The sequence below is a fragment of the Bartonella sp. AP150HLJHH genome (assembly GCF_042196385.1).
Classification (GTDB): Bacteria; Pseudomonadota; Alphaproteobacteria; order Rhizobiales; family Rhizobiaceae; genus Bartonella.
Map to the genome: position 1 here is coordinate 100,074 of NZ_JBHIQC010000001.1, position 15,685 is coordinate 115,758.

15 protein-coding genes are annotated in these 15,685 nt (G+C 34.8%); 7 read left to right on the plus strand and 8 right to left on the minus strand.

The features are described 5' to 3' along the window. Positions 1-273: 273 nt before the first annotated feature. Together zapE and ACFING_RS00415 are read right to left on the minus strand one after the other, a co-directional pair. Positions 274-1,473 (minus strand): cell division protein ZapE, encoded by a 1,200-nt coding sequence (zapE, locus tag ACFING_RS00410; RefSeq protein WP_375629099.1) that lies wholly within the window; start codon positions 1,471-1,473, stop codon positions 274-276. A 98-nt stretch (positions 1,474-1,571) separates the two neighbouring features. After that, entirely contained in the window at positions 1,572-2,117 is a 546-nt protein-coding gene (locus ACFING_RS00415; protein WP_375620904.1) for an AprI/Inh family metalloprotease inhibitor, read from the minus strand. A gap of 224 nt (positions 2,118-2,341) precedes the next feature. Here ACFING_RS00415 and dapF point away from each other — a divergent pair, with 224 nt between their 5' ends. The 7 genes from dapF (at position 2,342) to ACFING_RS00450 (ending at position 8,414) form a co-directional block, all read left to right on the plus strand. Next, entirely contained in the window at positions 2,342-3,193 is an 852-nt protein-coding gene (gene dapF, locus ACFING_RS00420; RefSeq protein WP_375620903.1) for a diaminopimelate epimerase, read from the plus strand. Then, the gene (mtaB, locus tag ACFING_RS00425) at positions 3,193-4,476 is read left to right on the plus strand and encodes a tRNA (N(6)-L-threonylcarbamoyladenosine(37)-C(2))-methylthiotransferase MtaB (RefSeq protein WP_375620902.1); all 1,284 of its coding nucleotides are present in this window, start codon (positions 3,193-3,195) and stop codon (positions 4,474-4,476) included. Before dapF ends, mtaB begins: the two co-directional genes overlap by 1 nt. Positions 4,477-4,490: 14 nt before the next feature. After that, positions 4,491-5,744, plus strand: coding sequence for a signal recognition particle-docking protein FtsY (gene ftsY, locus ACFING_RS00430; RefSeq protein ID WP_375611333.1), 1,254 nt, complete (start codon positions 4,491-4,493; stop codon positions 5,742-5,744). Next, complete coding sequence (locus ACFING_RS00435; RefSeq protein WP_375629102.1) at positions 5,741-6,427, plus strand: septation protein A; 687 nt, start codon at positions 5,741-5,743, stop codon at positions 6,425-6,427. Before ftsY ends, ACFING_RS00435 begins: the two co-directional genes overlap by 4 nt. A gap of 62 nt (positions 6,428-6,489) precedes the next feature. Beyond that, the gene (gene gloB / locus ACFING_RS00440; protein ID WP_375629105.1) at positions 6,490-7,251 is read left to right on the plus strand and encodes a hydroxyacylglutathione hydrolase; all 762 of its coding nucleotides are present in this window, start codon (positions 6,490-6,492) and stop codon (positions 7,249-7,251) included. 2 nt (positions 7,252-7,253) lie between these two features. Continuing rightward, the gene (locus ACFING_RS00445; protein WP_375629108.1) at positions 7,254-7,751 is read left to right on the plus strand and encodes a hypothetical protein; all 498 of its coding nucleotides are present in this window, start codon (positions 7,254-7,256) and stop codon (positions 7,749-7,751) included. A 195-nt stretch (positions 7,752-7,946) separates the two neighbouring features. Continuing rightward, a complete protein-coding gene (locus tag ACFING_RS00450; protein ID WP_375629111.1) occupies positions 7,947-8,414 on the plus strand; it encodes a hypothetical protein in 468 nt (155 codons plus the stop codon). Positions 8,415-8,437: 23 nt separating this feature from the next. Here ACFING_RS00450 and ACFING_RS00455 read toward each other — a convergent pair whose 3' ends face one another. The 6 genes from ACFING_RS00455 to rho all read right to left on the minus strand — a co-directional run bounded on the left by ACFING_RS00455 (position 8,438) and on the right by rho (position 15,406). Further along, positions 8,438-9,334, minus strand: a complete 897-nt coding sequence (locus tag ACFING_RS00455; RefSeq protein ID WP_375629114.1) for a ParB/RepB/Spo0J family partition protein — start codon at positions 9,332-9,334, stop codon at positions 8,438-8,440. Positions 9,335-9,375: 41 nt separating this feature from the next. Continuing rightward, the gene (locus ACFING_RS00460; RefSeq protein ID WP_273790170.1) at positions 9,376-10,173 is read right to left on the minus strand and encodes a ParA family protein; all 798 of its coding nucleotides are present in this window, start codon (positions 10,171-10,173) and stop codon (positions 9,376-9,378) included. A 6-nt stretch (positions 10,174-10,179) separates the two neighbouring features. Continuing rightward, the gene (rsmG, locus tag ACFING_RS00465; protein ID WP_375611339.1) at positions 10,180-10,827 is read right to left on the minus strand and encodes a 16S rRNA (guanine(527)-N(7))-methyltransferase RsmG; all 648 of its coding nucleotides are present in this window, start codon (positions 10,825-10,827) and stop codon (positions 10,180-10,182) included. Continuing rightward, complete coding sequence (gene mnmG / locus ACFING_RS00470; RefSeq protein WP_375629117.1) at positions 10,827-12,695, minus strand: tRNA uridine-5-carboxymethylaminomethyl(34) synthesis enzyme MnmG; 1,869 nt, start codon at positions 12,693-12,695, stop codon at positions 10,827-10,829. Before mnmG ends, rsmG begins: the two co-directional genes overlap by 1 nt. 106 nt (positions 12,696-12,801) lie before the next feature. Next, positions 12,802-14,109 (minus strand): tRNA uridine-5-carboxymethylaminomethyl(34) synthesis GTPase MnmE, encoded by a 1,308-nt coding sequence (mnmE, locus tag ACFING_RS00475; protein WP_375620894.1) that lies wholly within the window; start codon positions 14,107-14,109, stop codon positions 12,802-12,804. A gap of 31 nt (positions 14,110-14,140) precedes the next feature. Next, the gene (gene rho, locus ACFING_RS00480) at positions 14,141-15,406 is read right to left on the minus strand and encodes a transcription termination factor Rho (protein ID WP_015857121.1); all 1,266 of its coding nucleotides are present in this window, start codon (positions 15,404-15,406) and stop codon (positions 14,141-14,143) included. Positions 15,407-15,685 lie beyond the last annotated feature (279 nt).

Consider the following 15,685-nt stretch of genomic DNA (forward strand, 5'->3'; position numbering starts at 1 on the left):
CTTTTAGATAATTCAGCGCACACCCAATCAACGTCCGTATACTGAATATTTTGACTTCAACCATATTCAAACAATATCATAAAAAGGAGTAAAGAAATGAAATTTACAAATTTATCTCCTTACAGAAACAACAACCCTCCGCTGAAACAACTATTAGAAAATTATCACGATGTATCGATAAAGTGAATTTAAAAAAAATACAACAGAATTATTATATTTCTTTAATTTCAAAAAGTTATTGTTTTGACAGTTTACGTAAAGGTAAAAGTATAATCAATGCTTCTTCTTCAAAAGAAAATGTTCTTCCCAAAGTTTTAAATAATCGTAGCTTTGCATTTCGAAAAGACGTGATTGTGTTCTTTGAAATTCAAATGTTTCCGTAATCTGCGCATGCCCTTTATACAAATCCCCTATCCCTGCGGCTGCCGACATAAACAACCGTATATGCCGCTCATAAAGAATATCAATAAGCAAAATAAACCGTTTTGTTTCATTGCGACATGTATCATCCATGACCGGTACATTATCAATAAAAATCGTATGATAATGCTCTCCTAATAACAAATATTCAGCCGCGGCCAAAGGCTTTGCACATAAATCCCCATAATCAAAACGAGCACATCCTGCACCAAAGCGCGGAATAGGAATAAAGCGCCCTTTTATAGAAAGCTCATCAGACATCTCCTTATGTCCTTGCAATACAAGTGCCCATGCTTGATCCATATATTCATTTGCTTGGACCCCCAACGGCGATACATACATCTGTTGTAGATTTGATTTTTCAAGGCGATAATCTGTTTTTGCATCAAGATTAACAACACGAACATATGCTTTCAAAACTTGAATAAAAGGCAAAAAGAGCTCACGATTCAAACCGTTACAATAAAGGTTATCCGGCGCCACATTTGAAGTCGCAATAAAGAAAATTCCTTTATCAAACAGAGCAGAAATAAGCCGCCCCAATACCATAGCATCAGCAATATCCGTTACACTAAACTCATCAAAACAAAGTACTTTTGCTTCTCGTACAAGATCTTCAGCAACAGCTAAAATAGGATTATCTTGTTTAAATTTTGTACACCCAGATGCTTGACGATAAGAATTAATACGCTCATGCACATCAGCCATAAAATCATTAAAATGGGCACGCTTTTTATGACCTTTAGGCAAACAAGAAAAGAACAAATCCATCAGCATGGTTTTGCCCCGTCCTACTTCACCATAAATATACAGTCCCTGAAAAAAACCTGTTTCATCTCCTTGTTTTACAACGCAAGAAATATTTTGTTTTTTCCTTTTAAATATTCTGTTAAAGAAAGAGCAAAATATCCAAGGCAAAGGATGAGAGATATTTTGTTCCGTAATTTTTTTTAATAAATGATCAAAATATTCTGTTATAGCTAATTGAGCGGGATCAAAACAAACCTCTCCTTTAGCGACGAGCTCCTTATAACGTGTTGAAACGAGAATCATCCAAAAAACCTTTTTCAAACCGATCTCAATGAAAAATACAAATACTTTTCAAGAATCTGTCCGTCTAGTTTAGTTTATCATAAACGATCAAAAATGATTTAACGACTTAAAATAACGGGATGATCATCAAGTGTACGTCCCTCAAAACGATCAACATTTGAAGAATAAAGAACGAGGATAACACGTCCAGAGTTATTATAAAAATATAATCTTTTTCCTTTAACAGCCCACGATCTCACTTGGGAAGCAATTCCTGGACAGTGTAAAGGACCAGCACGGTACCCTTGTCCAAACTTTGTTTGTGGAGTTGCAATCCGGCAAACTTTTCCTCCCATAGAAAGATTCCATACCCCAGCAACACTTGCAGGAAATAAATCAGTGGCATTACTTGGCAATTCGAGACTAGCCATTCGTCCATCGCTCTGAGAATCTCCTTTTTCATACATCGGAGCGTTTGCATCTTCAGATATCGACGAAGAAGTAGACGACAGATCAGACGCTTCTAATATTGTCATTTGTTGAGATGGATAAAAAACTTCTAATGCGTTACCATCGTCATTACCATCAAACCGTGTTGTTGAACATCCCCCTAAAAACATTACAGTTGATAGTGCAACGAAAAACGAAACTTTTGAAAACGCCATGTCTGTACTCTCTCCCACGACAATAAATAAGTTCACAAAAAAATTAAGCGAATATTTGTTATAGTTACAAAGATAAATTAACAAATTAAAAAAAACAGGTTAAAATCACTTATTTTAAAAGAAATAATTTATGTACCCAATTTTATATTTATTAAACACTAGAAATTTATAATATTTTCAGCCATATATCTTTTTACAAGTAACATTAGAAATAGAGAAGTTTCATGAAAACGCCATTTAGCAAAATGGACGGTCTTGGAAATCAAATTATTGTTGTTGATATGCGTGAAAGCACATACGCTCTTACACCACAAGCAATCCTTGCTTTGTCAGCAGATCCTGAAATGCATTTTGATCAAATCATGGCTATCCACACACCAACTCAGAAAAAAACCGACTTCCGCATAGAAATATGGAATGCCGACGGATCAATAGCTAAAGCTTGTGGCAATGGTACCCGCTGTGTCATCGCATGGCTTAAAGATCACAATTTTGGTGAAAAATTTCATTTAGAAACTCCCGCTGGAATTATTGAAGGAAAATACCAAACCGATAATCTCATTTCTGTTGATATGGGATGCCCAAATTTCAATGCAAAAGAGATGCCTGTTTCACGTGAAATAGTTGATACCAATCACGTAGAAATTATGGCTGGTCCCCTAAAAGACGCTTGTCTCATATCCATTGGCAATCTCCATGCTATCTTTTTTGTTGAAAATGATATTCAACATATTCCATTAGAAAAATATGGGCCAAAACTTGAACATGATCCCCTGTTTCCCGAACGGTGCAATATTTCCATTGCTTGCATAACGTCAAAGAAAAGTCTAAATTTACGTACATGGGAGCGAGGGGCAGGATTAACACAAGCATGTGGGAGTGCTGCTTGTGCAAGTGCAGTGGCTGCTTATCGTCGTGGACTTACAGAGCGCCATGTTGATGTAAATTTACCAAAGGGAACACTTAATATTTTTTACCGAGAAGACGATCATATTATCATGACAGGACCAATTAAATATCACTTTAGTGGTTTTTTAAGCCCTTTAACAGGGTGCTACAAAAAGGATCACTCCTGATGGCAATAGAAATTGTAACTTTTGGTTGTCGACTTAATAGCTACGAATCGGAAATCATTCGCAAAGAAAGTACTTCTTCAGGGCTAGATCAACTTAAAGATGGTGCTATTATCTTTAATACCTGTGCTGTCACTGCCGAAGCCGTACGACAAGCAAAACAAGCTATCCGCAAAGCAAGGCGTGAAAATCCTCATGCGCATATCATTGTAACAGGGTGTGCAGCCCAAACAGAAGCACAAAATTTTGCCTCAATGACAGAAGTAGATCTTGTTTTAGGAAACGAAGATAAACTTCACGCTCATTCTTATCGTCAACTTCCTGATTTTGGTATTAATCATTCTGAAAAGGTGCATATCAATGACATTATGGAAGTACAAAAAATTGCTCCACATATGGTCAGTGCAATGCAAGAGCGCACCCGCGCTTTTGTACAGGTACAAAACGGATGCGATCACCGCTGTACATTTTGCATTATTCCTTATGGACGAGGACCATCTCGTTCAGTTCCCATGGGTGCTGTCATAGAACAAATTAAAAAGCTGATAGGTGGGGGTATCCAAGAAGTGGTCCTTACAGGTGTTGACCTTACAAGTTATGGCCACGATCTTCCTGGAAAAGCTACTCTAGGAAAATTAACTTCAGCTATTTTGCATCATGTCCCTGACTTAGCCCGATTACGCCTCTCATCTATTGACTCTATTGAAGCAGACGAAGAACTCATAAATCTTTTAGCTTATGAAACAAGAATCATGCCCCATTTGCATTTATCTTTGCAAGCAGGTGATAATATGATTTTAAAACGGATGAAACGGCGTCATCTGCGCGAACATGCCATTCAATTTTGCCAAGAATTGCGTGCCAAACGTTCTACAATGGTTTATGGTGCCGACTTAATTGCTGGTTTTCCTACAGAAACAGAAGAGATGTTTCAAAATAGTCTTGCCTTAATCAAAGATTGTAATTTAACCCATCTCCATGTCTTCCCCTTTAGTCCAAGAGAAGGAACACCTGCCGCACGTATGCCACAAATCAACCGTAAAATAATTAAGCTGCGTGCTGAAAAATTGCGTAAAGCAGGTGATATGGCTTACAAAAAGCATCTTGCTCATTTACAAAACAGTCTACAAACAATTCTCGTTGAAAAAGATGAAATCGGACGAACAGAAGATTATACTCTTGTACAAGTTAAAGGTGCAAAAGCAGGAACAATTGTTCAAGCCCTTATCGTTGATCATGATGGCGATAAATTGATTGCTGTCCCTCCAAAATTAAACGCTGCTTGAGCAGGAGAATTCTTATGACTAAATCTTTTATAAAAAAAATATTCTCTTTTAACAAATCTCAAGAGCAAGAAATTGAACAACAGATTTCTATTCCTGATAAAAGCGATATAATAGAAGAAAATAAAGACAAAAATGAAAAGACAAAAAATAATCAAATCTCTATAAACACAGAAAAAGAAGAACAAACAAAAAATCCAGAGTCAATACTTACAAAATATGATGAAAAATCTCCATTTCTAGAATCCCATTCTGATAAAATTCCCTTTTCTGGTAAAATTATTGTCACAGACAACATCCGTGAAAAAAAGAATGAAGAAATTTTATCTGAACCTTCTGTTGAACAAAAAAAAACAGCGTGGTTTGGGCGCCTTAAAAAAGGCCTATCCCTTTCTTCACAACGCCTAAGCGGATCAATTGGCGATCTCTTTGTTAAAAGAAAACTTGATGAAGATACATTGCAAGAGCTCGAAGATATTCTTATCCAAGCTGACATAGGTGTAGAGACGGCAACACGCATCACAAATACTTTAGCTTCCAGTCGTTACGGAAAAAACCTCTCCCCAGATGATATTCATACTATTGTAGCTGATGAGGTCAAAAAAGTTCTGGAACCTGTTGCAATACCATTAGAACTTGATCTCAGCCATAAACCTCATGTTATTTTGCTGGTAGGTGTAAATGGCACTGGAAAAACGACAACTATTGGAAAACTTTCAGCCAAATTAACAGAAGGGGGATTAAAAGTTATGCTGGCAGCAGGTGATACTTTCCGAGCCGCTGCTATTGAGCAACTACACATTTGGGGTGAACGTACCAATTCTCCTGTTATTTCGACAAAATTGGGTGCAGATGCCGCCAGCTTAGCATTTGATGCTTATGAAAAAGCAAAAAAAACAAACAGTGATGTATTAATTATTGATACAGCAGGGCGTTTACAAAATAAATCTGAATTAATGGATGAGTTGGCAAAAATTATTCGTGTTTTAAAAAAACACACCCCCCAAGCACCCCACACAATCCTTCAAACTCTTGATGCAACAACCGGACAAAATGCACTCAACCAAGTGGACATTTTCCGTGATATTGCTGGTGTTAATGGTTTAGTTATGACAAAGCTAGATGGAACTGCACGAGGAGGAATTCTTGTCGCTATCGCAGCAAAATATAAATTACCCGTTTATTTTATCGGTATAGGAGAAGATATTGAAGACCTTCAACCCTTTTCTGCTTCTGACTTTGCCGAAACTATTGCAGGAAAACACGCATGAAACAGCCTTTATCTAATCCTAATTTACACAATAATTCTGAAAAAAAGATGAATAACAATAAAAAAAATTCTCTCTCACCAACACTTAAGTTTCTTTTGGAAATGGGTCCATTGGTTGCCTTCTTTTTTGCCAATTATAAGGGAGAATGGCTGATAAAAAACATTGGATTTTTTCAAAATTTTAGTAAGCCTATTTTCCCTGCAACAGCTATTTTTATGGTAGCTATTATTATTTCCCTAAACTTATCATGGATCCTTGCAAGACAAATTCCTATTATGCCTCTTATTTCAGGAATATTTGTTTTAGTTTTTGGCTTTCTAACTCTCTGGCTTCATAATGAAACTTTCATAAAAATGAAACCAACAATCATTAATAGCTTATTTGCTTTTATACTTTTTGGTGGGATGTTTTTTAAAAAACCACTTTTACGTTATGCTCTTGATTCTACCTTAAAACTTGATGATTTAGGTTGGCAAAAACTTACCTATCGTTGGGCGTTTTTTTTCATTTTTCTTGCCATTTTGAATGAAATAATTTGGCGTAATTTTAGCGATAATTTCTGGACAAGTTTCAAAGTATTTGGCGTCATGCCTATAACAGTCCTTTTCATGCTTACCCAAATGCCTATAATTATAAAACATTCAAAAGGACTTTTTACAGAAGAGGACAAATCTGATTCTTAAAAAAATCATCACTACCGATTATTTTATAGATTCATCGCCAAACACTGTTCGGGAGAAAAAATATGTTGATTGAACAGTTTATTTGTCGAGAAAACAATTTCGGTGTACTCCTTCATGATGAAAAAAGTGGTATGACAGCTGCAATAGATGCTCCTGAAGGCAAAGCGATTCACAACGCCTTAAAGCGCCACAATTGGACACTTAACACTATTTTTGTAACTCATCATCATCACGACCATGTAGAAGCCCTATCAGAATTAAAACAAGTTTACAACACTACGGTTATCGGACCAGAAGCAGAAAAAGAAAAGATTGATCATCTTGATAAAACACTTCAACCTGATGAAAGTTTTTCTTTTGGCTCACACCTTCTTTTAGCTCTTTCAACACCTGGTCATACTCTAGGCGCATTATCTTACTATTTTCCTGAAAATAATTTACTCTTTGCTGGAGATACACTTTTTTCATTGGGCTGTGGACGTCTTTTCGAAGGAACACCAGCACAAATGCTGAATTCTTTAAAAAAACTTCGTAAACTTCCTGATGAAACACTTCTTTATTGTGGACATGAATATACAAAAAATAACGCTCTTTTCGCACTAACAATTGACCCACATAATAAAAAACTCCACCAAAGAATAGAGGAAGTTTTTTTGCTACGTGCAAAAAACGCTATGACTTTACCAGTAACCTTAGGGCAAGAAAAAGCCACCAATCCCTTTCTTCGCTGGGATGATAGTGTATTGCGAAGAAACCTTGTAATGGAAGAAGAAACAGATGAAGAAGTTTTTGCTGAAATTCGAAGAAGAAAGGATAATTTTTAACCATGCTTAAGTTCGTATTACGTTTGTTCCTCCTTTTTCTTTTCGTGATACATATTCAACTAACAAGGGCAGAGGAAAAGGAAACAGATAATTCTTCTCTTATATCATCTCTCATTGCAAATTATCCCTTAACAGAAGATTTTCTTTTAAAGCTGGAAAAAATTGAAAAAGAATGTAAAAACTTACTTCCAGAAACAAAAAATAATCTTATAACTTATGATTCTAGTATCCACTCTAGTATTGAAAATTACACTACCTATATTTCTAGTAAACCAAAACTTGTAAATATTTTAAAAGAAAATAATATAACATCGAAAGATTTTGCTTCAGGAACCTTAGCTCTTAAAGAAATATCAACGCTTCTCATATTTGTACCTGAAAAGGAATATTCTACTGAGAAAAATACTATATTTCTAAACAATCTTGAATTTGTTAAAAAACATTTTTTTAAAGCGACAATTCTTTTAGATAGCTGTGAAAAACTCATTTTGAGCAACTAATCAGCTATGACACATTAAAAATATCATCCCATTAATCTAATAAAAAAGTCCGTGCATTAAAAATCACCGTGTTTTTATCATTCCTAATAATTGTGTTTATTTCGACTATATTTAACAAATGTTTTTATAAAAATAAAGAATAACAGACGAAAAAATATTTATTGAAATTCAAAAAAGAAAGGATAATTTTTAGTCATGTTTAAACTTCTTTTGTGCTTTTTCTTCATTTTTCCTTTTGTAGCATACGCTCAAGAAAAAAAACAAGAAATAGATGATCCTTCTTTTATACCGCCTTTCATTGCAAATTATTCCTTAACAGAAGATCTTCTTTTAAAGCTGGAAAAAATCAAAATAGAATGTAAAAATTTATCTTCAGAACCAGAACAAACAAATACAAAAAGTGATCTCAGTACTTATAATGATAATATTGAAAAATACGCTGCCTATATTTCTAATAATCCAAAACTTGTGAATATTTTAAAAGAAAATAATATAACACCGAAAGAGTTTGTTATTGCTCACCTAGCACTTCAAGCGACATTGTATGTACTTACTGATGAAGAAAATTCTACTTATGAAAAAAACTTTTTACCTTCAAGCAATATAGAATTTGCTAAAGAGCATATGTATAGAATAATAAAAATTTTAAAAGATAACTGTTAAAAAAATCTTTTTAGAACAATTGATTAACTTTGTAAACGCCGACAAATTTCATCTAATTGTTCTAATGAAGAGTAATGTATTTTTAAATCTCCACCTTTTTTACCATGTCGAATAATAACTTTCATTCCTATCACATCTGCAAGTAATTTTTCTAAAGATTTTGTTTCAGCATCTTTCTCCAAATTGGTACGCTTTTTAGTTTTAGGATTAGCTTGCTCATATGCAAGTATTTCTGTTTGACGTACTGAAAGCCCTTCACGAATAATTTTCTCAGCTAAATTTTGTGGATCATCAACGGTTATAAGACAACGTGCATGACCTGCAGAAAGTTGTCCATCAGTTAAGAATTGTTGTACTTTTTCTGGAAGTTTTAACAAACGAAGCGTATTTGCAACATGACTACGACTTTTTCCTATAACTTGCGCTAAATCTACTTGCGTATAATCATGTTCATTTAGAAGCATCTCATATCCCTTTGCTTCTTCGATAGGATTAAGATCTGCACGTTGAACATTTTCAATAATTGCCAATTCCAAAGCCGTTTTATCGTCCACATCACGAATAATAACGGGTAATTGACTTAAATTTGCACGTTGTGCTGCACGCCAGCGCCGTTCACCCGCAATCAATTCAAACTGATGAGGATGATCTCTTAAAGGCCTCACAATAACCGGTTGAACCACACCGTGTTGACGAATTGATTGTGTCAAATTATCAAGCTCTGTTTCAGTAAAATGACGCCGAGGATTGTGAGGATTACATGAAATAGATTCAATAGAAATAAATCGCTCAGAAAGACTACCGGATTCATTTAATTTATCAAAGCTTGATGAACGTGCAATATTGTTGTTTAAATTGATATCTCCAATCAATGCCGCTAATCCACGTCCTAGTCTTTTTTTTGATAGATCATCGTTCATAATTTTGCTCTTTGAGTTTTCTTACAAAAAATTTTACATTTTTAAGCAGCAGCACGTGCTTGTTTTTCACGTTGAATCATTTCTGATGCTAGACGCAAATAAGCTTGGCTCCCAGCACATTTAAGATCATAAAGCAATACAGGTTTGCCAAAAGAAGGCGCTTCTGATACTCTTACATTTCGTGGAATAACAGTACGATAAACTTTATCTCCCATAAAAGAGCGTACATCTTCAACAACTTGATTTGAAAGGTTATTACGTCCATCATACATTGTTAAAACAATACCTTGGATCTCTAAAGATGGATTAAGTACGGATCGCACTTGTTTTACTGTTTCAAGTAATTGACTTAAACCTTCAAGTGCTAAAAATTCACACTGCATAGGCACTAAAACAGAATCCGCAGCCCCCATAGCATTAAGTGTTAAAAGATTAAGGGAGGGAGGACAATCAATTAAAATATAATTGAATTTTTTTTCCATTTCCGGATCATCATAGAGAGCTTTACGTAAACGTTGTATGCGATCTTTTGATGAAGAAATTTCCATTTCCACACCTAAGAGATCAAGTGTAGAAGGAACTATATAAAGATTGGGTACGGCTGTTTTTAAAGCCGCCTGTGTAATTGAAACGCCCGAAACCAAAACATCATAAGAAGATAAAGGACGGCTATTACGATCAATCCCTAAACCTGTACTAGCATTACCTTGTGGATCAACATCCATAATAAGGACATTTTCACCAATAGCCGCTAAAGCTGTAGCAAGATTAATTGCTGTGGTTGTTTTTCCGACTCCACCCTTTTGGTTTGCAATAGCGATAATTCGTGTTTCGCTCATTTTGCTCTACCCTCTATATGATCGAATATGAGAAATTTCCAAAATAACAGAATTTTCATCAACTTTACTTTTATGTTTTAACAGATCAAAGTGCCAATTGGCAGAGGCATTTTTTATTTCTGTAGCGTAATCCCGACCTTTTTGCAAAAGAGCTATTGTTTTTTCTGTTAATAAAGGAAAAATGAGTTGTAAAAGAGTATCAAGCGGCGCTAATCCCCGTGCTGTTATAATATCAGATATGGGAATTTTTTGATATATATCTTCAATTCTAGCGTGATAAACCGTTGCTGGAAGATTAAGTTGAGCAATAACTGTTCGCAAAAAAGCAACTTTTTTCCCATTACTTTCAACAAGATTAATATGTCCTGCTTTTTTTTCTTTCAAAAAGATAGCAATCACAATTGCAGGAAAACCTCCTCCTGATCCTAAATCACACCAATGTAAAGAATGAGCATACAAAGGAAAAATTTGTGCTGAATCTAGAATATGTCGTGTCCATAGATCTGGTATAGTTGTAGCAGATATCAAATTAATATGTGCATTCCACTGAAGTATTAAAGACTCAAACTGAATTAAATTTTCCATCGTTTCACGTGAAACAGAAGGAACAATATTTAATAATTGTTGATATTTTTTTTCTGTAGAAAAATTCATTAAGCTGTTTTAGCCTTTTCACGTCGTTGACGTTGAATATGTGTAATAATAAGCGATAACGCGGCGGGTGTCATGCCATCAATTTTTTGTGCATCAGCAATTGAACGCGGCGACACTTCTTGAATTTTTGATTTAAGTTCATTTGAAAGACCTGAAATTGCCTGAACATCGAGAGAAGAAGGAATTTCTAAACGCTCATCTCTCTGAAGAGAGGCAATATCTTGTGCTTGTTTATCTAAATAAACCGCATATTGTGCTTCAATTTCTAAAGATTCTGCTGTTTTAGAATCAATTGTTTTTAATTGTGGCCAAAAATCTGAAAGACGCTCTAAGGTCATATGAGGATAAGCAAGAAAATCATAAGCCGAACGCCGAATTCCATCATGATTAACATGTAATCCATGAGCAGAAGCTTCATTGGGTGTTAAAAAAAGATTTTGACATATTGATCGTGCTTGATCAAGCCGTTGTTGTTTTTTCTGATAACATTCCCAACGTATTTTACTTACAATACCCCATTTTTGTGCCAAAGGTGTTAAACGCGTATCAGCATTATCAGATCGTAAAGATAAACGAAATTCAGCACGTGATGTAAACATCCTATAAGGTTCACAAACACCACGTGAAACCAAATCATCAATCATAACACCAATATAAGCAGTAGAACGACTTATAAGTATTTCATCTAATTTACCTACTTTACGTGCAGCATTTAATCCAGCTAAAAGTCCCTGTGCTGCTGCTTCCTCATATCCTGTTGTACCATTAATTTGGCCTGCTAAAAATAAACCTAGTAAAGAGCGTAATTCTAAGCTTCTCGTTAATTGTTGTGGATTAACAAAATCATATTCAATAGCATAACCAGGTTGCAAAACTATAGCATTTTCCAATCCTTCAATGGTTTTCAATAGAGAAATTTGTACATTTTCAGGAAGAGAAGTAGAAAGACCATTTGGATAAACAGTATCATCATTTAATCCTTCTGGTTCCAGAAAGATCTGATGCCCATCACGTTCTCCAAATTTCACAATTTTATCTTCAACAGAAGGACAATAACGTGGTCCTAACCCTTCAATATTTCCAGAATATAAAGCAGAGCGATAAATATTCTCGCGAATAATTTGATGTGTTTTCTCATTTGTACGTGTTATTGCACATTCAATTTGTGGTTGTTCAATTTTCTCTGTTAAAAGAGAAAAGGGTATGGGATTTTCATCTGCTTGTTGTTTTTGGAGAGCTTCCCAAGCAATTGTTTTTTTACTCAAACGAGCAGGGGTTCCTGTTTTTAATCGTCCAAGTTTTATATGATATTTTTTCAAATGTTCAGCAAGTTTTACACTTGACTGATCTCCCATACGACCAGCAGCCCATGTTTTATTACCAATATGAATAAAGCCATTTAAAAACGTACCTGTTGTTAAAACAACAGCACCAGAAAAAATTGTTCCTTGTTTTTTTAAAATAACACCTGATACACAATTATCTTTAACAACCAGATCAATAACTTCATCCTCAATAAGAGTAAGATTTTCTTGTTCTTTTAATAATTTTTGAATTGCTTTTTTATAAAGTTGTCTATCTGCCTGTGTCCGTGGTCCTCTTACTGCCGGTCCTTTACGTCTATTAAGTAGTCTAAACTGAATTCCAGCAGCATCTGCTGCTCTTCCCATAAGACCATCTAACGCATCTATTTCACGAACTAGATGCCCTTTTCCAAGTCCACCAATAGCAGGATTACACGACATTGTTCCCAGTGCTGATATTTTATGTGTAACAAGCGCTGTTTTGGCTCCTACACGTGCTGAAGCTGAAGCCGCTTCACAGCCAGCATGACCACCACCAACAATAACAACATCATATGATTGCATTTAATTCATTCCGTAGAAAATATTCTAAGGTTTCACGTGAAACAGTATATAAATTACATAATCTTTATAATCTGTCTATGAAATAATCAATGTTTCACGTGAATCATTATTTACCAACACAAAATTCTGAAAAAATAATATCAAGCAAATCTTCAACATCAATATCTCCTGTAATTTTCCCAAGAAAATCACTTGCACAACGGAGATGTTCTGCACGTAAACTGAGATCAAGAGAATGATAATTAAGAGAAAATTCAATCTCTTTAACAGCCTGCTTTAATAATTGAAGTTGCCTTTTACGTGCTGGAACAATATTTCCAATTTCAGAAGCACGATGATGACAAAATAATTCAAGTTCTTTTATAAAATAATCAAAATTTAAACCAGTTAATGCGGAAAATTGTATAGACCAACGCTGATCATTTTTTTCATAAAGATCAAGTTTATTGCCAACACACCATATTTCAGCCGATGTTTCTGGTAAATCAACTTGCTTAGGATTTCCTATATCATAAACCAAAATAACCAAATCAGCTTCCCTAACATGCTGTTTAGCAATTTCTATTCCCATCTGTTCTATTTTATTTTCTGTTTTTCTAAAACCAGCAGTATCGGTTAAAAAAATAGGTAAACCACCAAGAATAATTCTCATTTCTAAAGCATCACGGGTTGTTCCTGCTTCTTCCGTTACAATAGCAACAGATCTTCCTGAAAGACGATTCATAATGCTTGATTTTCCAGAATTTGGAGCACCAGCAATAACAATTTTTAATCCATCACGTAAAATACTCGCACGTTCTCCTTCAGTAATATATTCCCGAATAGAAGTACAAAGATCCTCAACATCTTTCCAAACTTTATCAGATATTGCGTTGGGAATATCTGCTTCATCAACAAAATCAAGTTCTGCCTCAATAAAAGCACGCGCCTTCATAAGCTTATGACGCCAATCACGATAAAGCGTCGTTAAATGTCCACTTGTACCCATAACAGCTAAACGCCGTTGGCTTTCCGTTTCTGCTTCTATTAAATCAGCAAGACCTTCTGCTTGAACAAGATCTAATTTTCCTTCCATAAAAGCACGACGTGAAAATTCACCTGCTTCTGCAATACGGCATCCAGAAAATGTCGACAATTCATCGAGAAAACGATTAACGACTGCTTTTCCTCCATGTAAATGGAATTCTGCACAATCTTCCCCCGTAAAACTATGAGGAGCAGGAAAAAAAACAGTTAAACCAGAATCTAAAAAACTACCATCACGAGCAGTAAGATTTCCATAATGCATAAAACGTGCTTTAGGTAAACGACCACAAAGCGTTTTAACTATATCCACAACATGAGGACCAGAAAGCCGAATGACTGCAACCCCTGAAGGTAACAATCCACTCGAAACAGCAAAGATTGTATCCACAGGTTTTATCCTAATAAAAACTTTAATGACTTTACGTATTCATTGAATCAAAAAATTCACTATTATTTTTTGTTTGCTTTAATTTATCAATCAAAAATTCAATTGCATCTGTTACATTCATAGATGCTAAAATACGACGAAGAACAAAAATTTTGTGTAAATCTTGTCGTTCTACCAGCAGTTCTTCCTTACGCGTTCCTGACTTTAAAATATCCATAGCAGGGAAAATACGTTTATCAGCAACTTTTCGATCAAGAACAATTTCCGAATTACCTGTTCCTTTAAATTCTTCAAAAATAACCTCATCCATACGACTTCCTGTATCAATCAAAGCCGTTGCAATAATGGTTAAAGATCCGCCTTCTTCAATATTACGTGCTGCACCAAAAAAACGCTTTGGACGCTGGAGGGCATTTGCATCCACACCACCTGTTAAAACTTTACCTGAAGAAGGAACAACTGTATTATATGCACGCCCAAGACGTGTAATAGAATCGAGAAGAATAACAACATCACGCCCATATTCAACGAGACGTTTGGCTTTTTCAATGACCATTTCTGCCACTTGTACGTGACGTATTGCAGGTTCATCAAAAGTAGAAGAAACCACTTCTCCTTTTACTGAACGCTGCATATCAGTAACTTCTTCTGGTCGTTCATCAATTAAAAGAACAATGAGATAACATTCAGGATGATTAGTGGTAATAGAATGAGCAATATTTTGAAGTAAAACTGTTTTTCCCGTCCGAGGAGGAGCTACAATTAACCCTCTTTGTCCTTTTCCCAATGGAGATATCAAATCAATCACGCGTGATGACATATCTTTCTCTGTAGGATCTTGTATTTCCATTTGGAAACGTTCATTTGAATAAAGAGGAGTAAGATTATCAAAGTGGATTTTATAACGAATCTTTTCAGGTTTTTCGAAATTAATTGTATTAATTTTAAGGAGAGCAAAATAACGTTCTCCCTCTTTTGGACTGCGTATGGGGCCTTCAATTGTATCGCCTGTTTTTAAAGAAAACGACTGTATTTGTGCAGGTGAAAGATAAATATCATCAGGACCAGGAAGATAATTAGCATCAGCAGATCTCAAAAATCCAAATCCGTCTTGTAAAACTTCAACAACACCTTCTCCTATAATTTCAACGTCTTGTAGAGCAAGTTTTTTCAAGATAGCAAACATTAATTCTTGTTTGCGCATAAGGGAGGCATTTTCAACTTCTAATGTTTCAGCAAAAGAAACAAGCTCAACGGGATTTTTGCTTTTAAGTTCTTGTAGTTTCATTTTTTGCATGAAATATGCTCTTTGTGATTAAGGAGAAGATTGTTCTAAATAATTTATGGAAATTTATGAGTGAAATATTACTAAGAAAAAATATTCTACACTCAATTTTTTTAATCTGCAAGTACCATTTATATGAAATTTGTTCCTGTAATATTAAGTAATTATATGAAAAACTTGAAAAAATATAAAATTCAAATAGTATTTAATTATTTTAATAACAAAAATGTGAGTTAGGATTATAACATTAATGAAATGCTATTCAAAAGTATTTTTTACAGAAATTTATAT

Excerpts from the sequence above, each read along its gene's own strand:
- zapE (WP_375629099.1), bottom strand. The coding sequence starts at position 1,473 with ATGATTCTCGTTTCAACACGTTATAAGGAGCTCGTCGCTAAAGGAGAG.
- ACFING_RS00415 (WP_375620904.1), bottom strand. The coding sequence starts at position 2,117 with ATGGCGTTTTCAAAAGTTTCGTTTTTCGTTGCACTATCAACTGTAATG.
- dapF (WP_375620903.1), top strand. The coding sequence starts at position 2,342 with ATGAAAACGCCATTTAGCAAAATGGACGGTCTTGGAAATCAAATTATT.
- mtaB (WP_375620902.1), top strand. The coding sequence starts at position 3,193 with ATGGCAATAGAAATTGTAACTTTTGGTTGTCGACTTAATAGCTACGAA.
- ftsY (WP_375611333.1), top strand. The coding sequence starts at position 4,491 with ATGACTAAATCTTTTATAAAAAAAATATTCTCTTTTAACAAATCTCAA.
- ACFING_RS00435 (WP_375629102.1), top strand. The coding sequence starts at position 5,741 with ATGAAACAGCCTTTATCTAATCCTAATTTACACAATAATTCTGAAAAA.
- gloB (WP_375629105.1), top strand. The coding sequence starts at position 6,490 with ATGTTGATTGAACAGTTTATTTGTCGAGAAAACAATTTCGGTGTACTC.
- ACFING_RS00445 (WP_375629108.1), top strand. The coding sequence starts at position 7,254 with ATGCTTAAGTTCGTATTACGTTTGTTCCTCCTTTTTCTTTTCGTGATA.
- ACFING_RS00450 (WP_375629111.1), top strand. The coding sequence starts at position 7,947 with ATGTTTAAACTTCTTTTGTGCTTTTTCTTCATTTTTCCTTTTGTAGCA.
- ACFING_RS00455 (WP_375629114.1), bottom strand. The coding sequence starts at position 9,334 with ATGAACGATGATCTATCAAAAAAAAGACTAGGACGTGGATTAGCGGCA.
- ACFING_RS00460 (WP_273790170.1), bottom strand. The coding sequence starts at position 10,173 with ATGAGCGAAACACGAATTATCGCTATTGCAAACCAAAAGGGTGGAGTC.
- rsmG (WP_375611339.1), bottom strand. The coding sequence starts at position 10,827 with ATGAATTTTTCTACAGAAAAAAAATATCAACAATTATTAAATATTGTT.
- mnmG (WP_375629117.1), bottom strand. The coding sequence starts at position 12,695 with ATGCAATCATATGATGTTGTTATTGTTGGTGGTGGTCATGCTGGCTGT.
- rho (WP_015857121.1), bottom strand. The coding sequence starts at position 15,406 with ATGCAAAAAATGAAACTACAAGAACTTAAAAGCAAAAATCCCGTTGAG.